The organism is Actinoplanes sp. TFC3, from assembly GCF_001553785.1.
Taxonomy (GTDB): Bacteria; Actinomycetota; Actinomycetes; order Mycobacteriales; family Micromonosporaceae; genus Actinoplanes.
Window position 1 is genome coordinate 5,209,632 of record NZ_LOJP01000001.1, and the last position, 9,400, is coordinate 5,219,031.

Annotated in this window: 8 protein-coding genes; 5 read left to right on the forward strand and 3 right to left on the reverse strand. The window is 71.4% G+C overall.

Translation table 11 applies throughout. The annotated features are described in order from the left end of the window. Nucleotides 1–840: a siderophore-interacting protein gene (locus TFC3_RS23415; RefSeq protein WP_067503797.1), complete on the reverse strand. Its 840-nt coding sequence runs from the start codon at nt 838–840 to the stop codon at nt 1–3. 15 nt (nt 841–855) lie between these two features. Further along, nucleotides 856–1,842, reverse strand: coding sequence for a hypothetical protein (locus TFC3_RS23420; RefSeq protein WP_153040353.1), 987 nt, complete (start codon nt 1,840–1,842; stop codon nt 856–858). A gap of 344 nt (nt 1,843–2,186) precedes the next feature. Here TFC3_RS23420 and TFC3_RS23425 point away from each other — a divergent pair, with 344 nt between their 5' ends. The 5 genes from TFC3_RS23425 to TFC3_RS23445 are packed head-to-tail and all read left to right on the forward strand — an operon-like array spanning nt 2,187 to nt 5,963. Next, nucleotides 2,187–2,903 carry a phosphotransferase family protein gene (locus tag TFC3_RS23425; RefSeq protein ID WP_236718271.1) on the forward strand — a complete coding sequence of 239 codons (717 nt, stop codon included), beginning with the start codon at nt 2,187–2,189 and terminating at the stop codon, nt 2,901–2,903. A 33-nt stretch (nt 2,904–2,936) separates the two neighbouring features. Continuing rightward, nucleotides 2,937–3,335 (forward strand): molybdopterin-binding protein, encoded by a 399-nt coding sequence (locus TFC3_RS23430; protein ID WP_067507346.1) that lies wholly within the window; start codon nt 2,937–2,939, stop codon nt 3,333–3,335. Then, a complete protein-coding gene (modA, locus tag TFC3_RS23435) occupies nt 3,332–4,132 on the forward strand; it encodes a molybdate ABC transporter substrate-binding protein (protein WP_067503803.1) in 801 nt (266 codons plus the stop codon). The genes TFC3_RS23430 and modA overlap by 4 nt, the downstream gene beginning before the upstream one ends. After that, the gene (gene modB / locus TFC3_RS23440; RefSeq protein WP_067503807.1) at nt 4,129–4,920 is read left to right on the forward strand and encodes a molybdate ABC transporter permease subunit; all 792 of its coding nucleotides are present in this window, start codon (nt 4,129–4,131) and stop codon (nt 4,918–4,920) included. Before modA ends, modB begins: the two co-directional genes overlap by 4 nt. Next, on the forward strand, nt 4,917–5,963 hold the full coding sequence (locus tag TFC3_RS23445) for an ABC transporter ATP-binding protein (protein WP_067503810.1): 1,047 nt from the start codon (nt 4,917–4,919) through the stop codon (nt 5,961–5,963). The genes modB and TFC3_RS23445 overlap by 4 nt, the downstream gene beginning before the upstream one ends. Here the strand turns inward: TFC3_RS23445 and TFC3_RS23450 are convergent. Then, nucleotides 5,939–9,400 (reverse strand): alpha-L-rhamnosidase (locus tag TFC3_RS23450; RefSeq protein WP_153040478.1); only part of this gene is annotated, 3,462 nt, incomplete at its 5' end. The genes TFC3_RS23445 and TFC3_RS23450 overlap by 25 nt on opposite strands.

Consider the following 9,400-nt stretch of genomic DNA (forward strand, 5'->3'; position numbering starts at 1 on the left):
TCAGCGCTTCCAGTAGCCCATGAAGGCGATCGAGCGCCGGTCGACGCCGCGCTCGCCGACCAGGTGGCGGCGCAACGAGACCACGGTGCTCGACTCGCCGGCCAGCCAGGCGTAGAAGCTGCCCGCCGCGTTCTCGGGCACCTCCCACACGTCGTCGTCGGCGGTCAGGTCAGCCGCGACCGTGCCGGCCGGGGCCGTCTCGTCGAGCAGCGCCCGGACCACCGGCTCGATGCGCTCGCCGCGGTTGCGGACCAGCCAGGTGACCTCATGGTTGCCGCCGATCGGCAGGCAGTCGTCCGGCTCGGGCACCTCGATGATCGCCTTCGCCGGGCGGTCCAGGCTTTCCAGGATCGAAGCCGCAGCGGGCAGTGCCGTGCAGTCGGCCGCGAGCAGCAGCAGTTGGGCCGCGGCCGGAGGCTTCCAGGCCACGTCGGTGACCGGGTGGCCGCGGGTCGCGCCGATCATGACGACCGGGTCGCCGCCGATGGCCGCGCTGGCCCAGCGCGAGGCCGGGGACTCGTCGCCGTGCAGCACGAAGTCGATATCCACCTCAAGCGCGGCCGGCCGGAACGCCCGCACGGTATAGACCCGCAGGTGCGCGCCGCAGGCCCGGCCCTCGGTCATCCAGTCCTCGGTGCCGGCGAACACCTCGTGATCCGTGCCGGGCGGCAGGAAGATCAGGTTGATCCGCTGGTCGTACCCGTGGTGGGCGAAGTCGGCAAGCGCCGCGCCGGTCAGCGTCACCCGCACGAAGCTCGGGCTCAGGCGCTGCTTACGAGCCACCCGCAGGGCGAACGGCTGGTAGGGCCGGAGCACCGGGCGCACGGAGACTGCGGTCATGAAGGTGAGGCTATCCTAAGAGTCGGAGACCCTTCCGCCGTGGTACCGCTTCGCCCGCGCGACCAGGGCCGGCGACCCGCACGACTCGGCCAGTTCGAGCCCGTCGCGCAGCACCCGGCGGGCCTGCGCCCGGCGCCGGGCCGCGTTGAGCAGACCGCCGAGGTCGACCAGCGCGGTGGCGAGTTCGAAGCGGCGCGGGGTGCCCTGCAGGACGCGTACCGACTCCTCCGCCGCCGCCATCCCCGCCTCACCGGGACGGATCTGGCCCTGGATGCGCAGCGCCCGCCCGAGCGCCGAGGCGAGCCCGACCCGGCGGGTCAGCGCGATCTCCTCAGACACCAGCCGGTCGGCTGCCTCGTCGGCGGCGAGTCGCTTGAGGACGGAGGCCGCCGCTGAGCGCCACGGGAGCACGCCCGGGTGGTCCGAGCGGCGGGCTGCCAGCCGCTCGCCGCAGCGGTACAGGTCGGCCAGGCCCTCACCGAGGCGCGCGGAGGCGGCGTGCAGACACCCCCGCACGTAGCGCAGCAGCAGAAACTCCGGCGCATCGGGCAACTCGTCGCCGCCGGGCACACCGGCCAGCAGCTCGTCAGCCGTCGCGGTGTCGCCCAGGTCGAGCAGCACGGCCAGCCGGCGCGACAACAACAGGGCGGCCGGCGGGCTGTCCGGGAGCAGACCCGATTCGCCGAGCAACCCCGCCGCCACCGTGGCATCGGCATGCGCGGCCGGCAGGTCACCGAGGCGGCGGGCCACCGAGCAGCGCTGGGAAAAGGCCATGACCAGGCTCGCCGCGTCGTGCTCGCGCCCGGCGACGTCCAGGGCGATGGTGCAGCCGGCGTAGGCCGTGCTCAGGTCGTCGGCATCGGCCAGGCGGCGCAGGGCATGCAGGTACTGAGGCAGGTCGTCGGCGCGAGCCGGGGTCGCTATCGGCACCGGGCGGGCGTTGCGGACAGTGATCCCCCGGCCGCGTTCCGCCAACCTCGGCCGCTCATCACGGACTCTCATGGAGCGTCTCGACCCCTTCCGGGACGTGAGCCACCTTCTCGAAACCCCCGGTACCCCCCAGGCTTGCCCACTATTCGGCGTTGCACAATGCCGCATGCGGAGTCCCACCCGACGCACCCTCGATCTCGTGACCCTGGATGCCTGGCTGCGGCCCGTTTTCCATGCTTGCGTGGTGAATGCGGCCGAGTTGAGCGGCGGAGGCTTCGCCGCGGTGTGGCGGGCGCGGCTCGCCGATGGACGCAGCGTGGTCGTCAAGGCCGGACCACCCCCGCAGACCCGATTGCCTCCGGTACGAACACAACCTCATCGCCGCCGAGGCCGCCTACTACCGTCTCGCAGCCGACGTGGCCCCCGTACCGCAGGTGCTGCATGTCGCCGACGACTGGCTGGCCGTCGCCCACCTGCCCGGCCGGCCCCTCACCGAACTGTCCGGCACCGAACCCGTGCGCCAGCAGGCCGGCGCCGCGGTCGCCCGCATCCACGCCAAGACCGGCACCCGCTTCGGCTACACCGGCACCGGCTCCCGCTTCGGCTACACCGGCACCGGCTCCCGGGCAAGCGGCACCACCTGGCCGGAGGCTTTCACCGCCATGGTGGACGATCTGCTCGCCGACGCCCGCGACTGGAAGGTGGCGCTGCCCAGCGGGATCGCGGCCACGGTCGTGCGACACCGGGCTGTTCTGGCCCACGCCACCCGCCCGGCCCTGCTGCACTTCGACCTGTGGGACGGCAACGTGCTGGCCGAGGCGGGCCAGCTCACCGGGCTGGTGGACGGCGAGCGGTACCTGTTCGGCGATCCGCTGCTCGACCTGGTGTCCCCCGCACTGTTCCAGCGCATCGAGGAGGAACCCGGTCACCCGTTCCTGCGCGGGTACACCGGCACCACCGCCCTGGTGCTCGACGGCTCGGCACGTACCCGGCTGGCGTTGTACCGGGTGCACCTCTACACGTTGATGCTGACCGAGGCCCCCAGCCGTGGCATCCCGGTGGACGGTGACCGGTCCCGGCACGTGGCTCACCTGTTGAGTGACGAGTTGCACTTACTAGGCCACGACGCTTAGCAGCCTCGCAGTTGCGGCCCTATGCTGGCGCTCGTGACGACGTACCGGATCGGAGAGGCGGCCGAGCTGCTCGGGGTGAGCGTGGACACCGTGCGCCGCTGGGCCGACGCGGGCCGGCTCGCCTCGGTGCGCGACGAGCACGGGCACCGCAGCATCGCCGGCGCCGATCTGGCCGCGTTCGCCCGCTCGCTGGGCGACGAGCCGGATTCGGGGGCCCGCCGCTCGTCGGCGCGCAACCGGCTGCGCGGCATTGTCACCGCCATCACCCGGGACGCGGTGATGGCGCAGGTGGACATCCAGGCCGGGCCGTTCCGGGTGGTGGCGCTGATGAGCCGCGAAGCCGTGGACGACCTCGGCCTGCAGATCGGCTCGGCGGCCACGGCAGTGATCAAGTCCACGACGGTGGTCGTGGAGCGAGGGGACGACACATGAAGGCACGCCTGCTGACCGCCCTGGCCCTGACTGCTGTCCTGGTGACGAGCGGGTGCGGCTCCGGCTCCGACGACGACGGCGGCTCGGGCACCCCGGCCGCCTCCGGCTCCGCGGGTGGTTCGAAGGGCAAGCTGACCGTGCTGGCCGCCGCGTCGCTGACCGAGTCCTTCGACAAGATCGGAACCCTGTTCGAGCAAGCCAACCCCGGTGTCGAGGTGACCTTCTCGTACGGCGGCAGTTCCGGGCTGGCCACGCAGATCACCTCGGGCGCGCCCGCCGACGTGTTCGCCGCCGCGAGCCCGGCCACCATGAAGACCGCCACCGACGCCGGCGACGCCAGCGGCACCCCCGCCACGTTCGTCAAGAACCAGCTTGTCATCGCCGTGCCGAAGGGCAACCCGAAGGGCATCACCTCGCTGGCGGCGATGGCCAAGCCGGAGTTCAAGGTGGCTCTGTGCGCCGAGCAGGTGCCGTGCGGCGCGGCCGCCCAGAAGGCCCTCACCGCAGCCAGTATCAAGGTCACCCCGGTGACCCAGGAGCAGGACGTCAAGGCGGCGCTGTCCAAGGTCAAGCTCGGTGAGGTCGACGCGGCGCTGGTCTACCGCACCGATGCCAAGGCGGCTGCGGCCGATGTGGACGGCGTGGAGTTCCCGGAGTCCGCGCAGGCCATCAACGACTACCCGATCGTCGCGCTGAAGAACGCGGTGAACCCCTCGGGCGCAAGCGCGTTCGTGACCTTCGTCCAGACCCCGCAGGCTCAGCAGGTGCTGACCGAGGCGGGGTTCCAGCAGCCCTGAGCGCGCCCAGCCGGCGCATCCCGCTGGCCCTGGCGATCCCCGCGATCGCCGGGCTGGCGTTTCTCGTGCTGCCGCTGGCCGGCCTGCTCGTCCGGGCGCCGTGGACCACGCTGCCCGAGCGGCTGACCGAGCCGGGCGTGCTGGCCGCGTTGCGCCTGTCCTTACTGACCGCCACGCTGGCCACCGGCGTCTGCTTGGTTCTGGGCGTACCGCTGGCCTGGCTTCTGGGCCGGACCGGCTTCCCCGGCCGCCGCTTCGTCCGGGCGCTGGTCACCGTGCCGCTGGTCCTGCCGCCCGTGGTCGGGGGTGTGGCGCTGCTGCTGGTGTTCGGCCGGCGCGGGCTGGTCGGCGAGTGGCTGGACACCACGTTCGGGTTCACGCTGCCGTTCACCACGACCGGGGTGGTGGTGGCCGAGGCGTTCGTGGCGATGCCGTTCCTGGTGATCAGCGTCGAGGGGGCGCTGCGGGCCGCCGATGCGCGCTATGAGGAGGCGGCGGCGACGCTGGGGGCGAGCCGGTGGACGGCCTTCCGGCGGGTGACGTTGCCGTTGATCGCGCCGGGGGTGGCCGCGGGTGCGGTGCTGTGCTGGGCGCGGGCGCTGGGGGAATTCGGGGCAACGATCACGTTCGCCGGCAACTTTCCGGGACGTACCCAGACCATGCCTTTGGCTGTTTATCTTGCCCTGGAACAGGACCTGGACGCGGCGATCGTGCTGAGCCTGGTGCTGGTGGTGGTGTCGGTCGCGATCCTGGCCGCGCTGCGCGACAAGTGGGCCGGTGTGACGTGAGCCTCGACGCGCACCTCGTGGTCCGGCGGGAGAGCTTCACTTTGGACGCCACGCTCACGGCTGGTGCTGGCGAAGTGGTAGCGCTGCTGGGTCCCAATGGCGCCGGCAAAACCACTGCTCTACGCGCGCTGGCCGGGCTGATCGGCCTCGACGGCGGGCACATCTCGCTCGACGGCCACCGCGTCGAGAAGGTGCCGCCCGAGCACCGGCACATCGGCGTGGTGTTCCAGGACTACCTGCTCTTCCCGCACCTGAGCGCGCTGGACAACGTCGCGTTCGGACCGCGCTGCCGGGGGGTGGCGAAAACCGAGTCGCGGGTCCGGGCCGCAGACCAGCTCGCGCGGGTGGGTCTTTCCGAGCACGTACGCAAAAAGCCCCGTCAACTCTCCGGCGGGCAGGCCCAGCGCGTGGCCCTCGCCCGGGCCCTCGCCACCGACCCGCAGCTGCTCCTGCTCGACGAACCGCTGGCCGCCCTGGACGCGCGGACCCGCCTGGACACCCGTGCGCATCTGCGCGGGCATCTCGCCGGGCATGCCGGCCCGACCGTGCTGGTGACCCATGACCCGCTGGACGCCATGATGCTGGCCGACCGCCTGGTCATCATCGAAGACGGCCGTGTCGTGCAAACCGGCGACGCTGCGAGCGTGACCTCGCAGCCGCGCACCGACTATGTGGCCCGGCTGGTCGGACTCAACCTGTACCGCGGGCAATGCGTGGACACCCGGGCCGGCATTGCGGGCGGCTTCGCATTGACCGTCCGCAGCCCGGTGACCGGGGACGTCTTCGTGGCCTTCCCGCCGTCAGCTGTCGCGTTGTATCCGGAGCGGCCCGAGGGCAGCCCGCGCAACACCTGGCCGGCGACGGTCACCGCGGTGGCCCGGCACGGCGACGCCCTGCGCGTCGAGCTGGCCGGGCCGATCGCGGTGGCCGCCGACATCACCCCGGCCGCCGCGGTCCAGCTCGCGCTGGAACCGGGCAGCCGGGTGTGGGCCAGCGTCAAGGCGACCGAGGTGAGCGCCTACCCCGCGGCCACGAACGTGTAGGTGCCCGAGCCGAGCGAGTACTCCCCCGGTCCCTGCGGCACAGCTTCCGGCGGGGCGGTGATCCGCGTCCCCGGTACGCGAACGGTCGCCGTGGTGTTCGGCGGAACGGTGACCCGCAAGGTCAAGCCGTCAGCACGCTGCCATTGCGTCTTGACCGGCCCGTAGGCCGTCGTCAGTGACGTGGTCGCCGCAGTGAGCGACCCGCCGGGCTTGGGCGCGAGCAGCAGCCGCTGATATCCCGGCGCCGCGGGGGCGATGCCACCGACCTCGCGGTAGAGCCAGTCACCGACCGAGCCGAGGCCGTAGTGGTTGAACGAGTTCATGCCCGGGTCCTGCAGGCTGCCGTCCGGGCGGATCCCGTCCCAGCGCTCCCAGATCGTGGTGGCGCCGCGCGAGTTCATGTAGCCCCAGCCGGGATAGTCCGGCTGCTGCAGAATCCGGTACGCGGTGTCGACGTGCCCGTGGCCGGCCAGCACCGGCAACAGGTTCTCCACACCCATGAAGCCGACCGACAAGTGACCGTCCCGCGAGGCCACCTTGGCCGCCAGCTTGTCCGCGACCGCCTGCTGCCGGTCCGGGGGCACCAGGCCGAAGGCGAGCGCGAGGACGTACCCCGTCTGGCTGTTGTTCCCGACCGTCCCGTCCGCCGCAACGAACCGGGAGTTGAACGCGGCCGCGATCTGATCGGCCAGGGTGGCGTACTGCTGGGCCTGCCCGGTCCGCCCGGTGGCCGCCGCCATCCGCGACACCAGCCGCGCCGACCAGCCGAAGAACGCGGTGCTGGTCAGGTCGTTGGCGGTCGGGTCATCGACGTTGAGCCAGTCGCCGTAGGTCTCGTGATCCCGGATCAAGCCGGGGTTCGCCGTTGAGCGCAGGTAGTCGACATACTTGGCCATCGCCGCGAAGTGCTTGTCGGCCACCGAGAGATCACCGAAGCGCTGCCACACCGTGTAGGGCACGATCACCCCCGCGTCGGCCCAGCCCGCCTTGCCCGCCCCGCTGATCACGGCCGGGGCGACATCGGTGAACGCGCCGTCGGAGCGCTGGGCGTCCACCAGGTCGTCGGCGAACTTGGCGAGCAGCCCGTGGGTGTCGAAGTTGAACGTCGAGGTGGCCCCGAACGCCGCGATGTCACCGGTCCAACCGAGCCGCTCGTCGCGCTGCGGGCAGTCGGTCGGGATCGAGAGCATGTTCGAGCGGGCGCCCCACACGATGTTGTGCTGCAGCTGGTTGACGAGCGGGTCGCTGGTGCGGAAGTCGCCGGTGGCTGCGCCATCGGTCCAGGCCGCCAGCCCGGTGATCGAGTTCTTCGTGGGCGTACCGGGGAAGCCGGTGATCTCGACGTAGCGGTAGCCGTGCACCGTGAAGTGCGGTTCGAAGGTCTGCTCCTTGGTGGAGCTCGCGAGCGTGAACGTGTCCGTGGCCTGGGCCGCGCGGAGGTTGGCCGTGTACAGGGTGCCGTCCTCGTTGAGGATTTCCCCGTGGCGCAGGGTCACCTTGGCGCCGGCCGGGCCGCTGAGCCTCAGCCGGTTCCAGCCGGTGAAGTTCTGACCCAGATCGGCGATCCAGACCCCCGGCTCCGGCTCGGTCAGCCGCACGGTCTTCAGCTCCTGCTGCACTGTCACACCAGGATCAACCTGGGCCACCATCGTCGGCGCCGGGTCGCTGCGCACGGTCACCGGCCGCGCAGCGCCTGCCGGAATCCGGGCATCCTGATCCTCGCCGTGGTACAGGTCGTCGGCGACGATCGGGCTGGCGGTGGCCACCCACGATCCATCGGTACGCACGTCAGCGCGCGTTCCATCGGCGTACTCGATGCTGAGTTGCGCGGAGTACCAGGGCGTTTTGCCGTACAGCTGGCTGCCCGCGAACCCGACGTTACCCGAGTACCACCCGTTGCCCAGCAGCGCCGACACGTCGTTGCTGCCCTGCCTGAGGGCCGACGTCACGTCGTACGTGCGGTACTGCAGCCGTTTGGTGTAGTCCGTCCATCCCGGAGCCAGACGCTCGTCGCTGACTTTGCGCCCGTTGAGGTAGGTCTCGTGCAGCCCCAGCGCCGTGGCGAACAGCCGCGCGCGGGCCACCGGCTTGGTCACCGTGAACGCCTTGCCGAGCCGGGGAGCCGGGTTCGGCACCACGACCTGGTCACCCCACGGGCCGCTACGGTAAGCCGCAGCCACCTGAGCGGCCGGCCAGGCGCTGTCGTCAAAGCCCACCTGCTGCCATCCGTCCGGTGCCGTCTGCGCGGCCTTCCACCCCGCATCGCTCACCAGGTTCGCGGCGCCCTGCACCTTCACGATCACTCCGGCAGGCCCGGCCGACGTGTTGGTGGCAGCAACAGCAATGATATTCGCCCCGGTACGAAGCTGAGCACTGATGTCGACCGAGGTAGCTCGTTTCCACGAGTCAGCAGCCCGGCGCGACGCCGCCACCTTGGTGCCGTTGACCCACACGTCAGCCGTGTCGTCCCCGGTCACCACCACCGTGGTTCGCCCGGTCGTGGTCGCCAGCTCGAAACTGCGCCGGAAGTAGCGCTCGGCGGCCGGTGCGGTGCCGGCCGGATCCCCCTCCGGGAACCAGATCCACGAGGCGCCCTCCAGGTTCGCCGTCCCCGGATCCCCGATGAAGCCGGCCTGCCAGGCGTCGAGCCCGGTGTCGAAGCGGGCTACCGGGCTGTAGGCGCTGGGTCGTCCCTGGGCGTCCCAGATGCGCACCCGCCAGAAGTAGGTGCGGTTCGGGGCGAGAGGGCTGCCGCCGTACGAGATGTCAGTTGATTGGGCCGATGCCGTTGGCCCGCTGTCCCAGACGTCCTTGCCGCCGGGCGTGGTGCCCACGGTGATCTGGTAGCGCCCCTGCAGTTGACCTTTCGCGGTGCTGGTGAGCCGCCAGCCGAAGCGCGGGTTTCTGGCATCGATCCCGAGCGGGTTGGTCTGACGTTCCGTGGTCAACGCGGTCACTTTCACCTGGGCCGCCGCCGCGCTGCTGGTCTTGACAGTCGACGTGCTCCGGTGCAGAACGCGCGCCGCTACCCACTTCTGCGGTACCGCGTCGGCTGCCTGCCAAGCCTGATCGGTGACCAGGTCAACCACGCTCCCGGTGCCTTGCACGCGCAGATGCCCCAGCACACCGGCCGGACCGGGCGTGCTGTTCCGCGCGGCGACGAGCAGCGTGTTGGTGCCCGCCTTCAACGCCGCCGCCAGGTCCACGGTCAACGCGGTCCGCCAGGCGTTGGGTTGTCGCGGGGAACCGGCCAGCCAGGTCCCGTTGAGCCAGACATCCACGGTGTCATCGCCGGTGATGAGCAGGTGCGAGGTGGTGTATGGGCCGGCGGGGGCGGTGAAGGTTCGCTGGAAGTAGCGGGTGGCGGCGGGGGCTGAGGTGGGCTGCTGTTCAGGGAACCAGATCCAGGAGGCCTTGGTCAGGGAGAGGTGCGGGAG

What these genes read in the sequence shown, in the direction of transcription:
- TFC3_RS23415 (WP_067503797.1), bottom strand. Translation starts at nt 840, where the DNA reads ATGACCGCAGTCTCCGTGCGCCCGGTGCTCCGGCCCTACCAGCCGTTC.
- modA (WP_067503803.1), top strand. Translation starts at nt 3,332, where the DNA reads ATGAAGGCACGCCTGCTGACCGCCCTGGCCCTGACTGCTGTCCTGGTG.
- TFC3_RS23420 (WP_153040353.1), bottom strand. Translation starts at nt 1,842, where the DNA reads ATGAGAGTCCGTGATGAGCGGCCGAGGTTGGCGGAACGCGGCCGGGGG.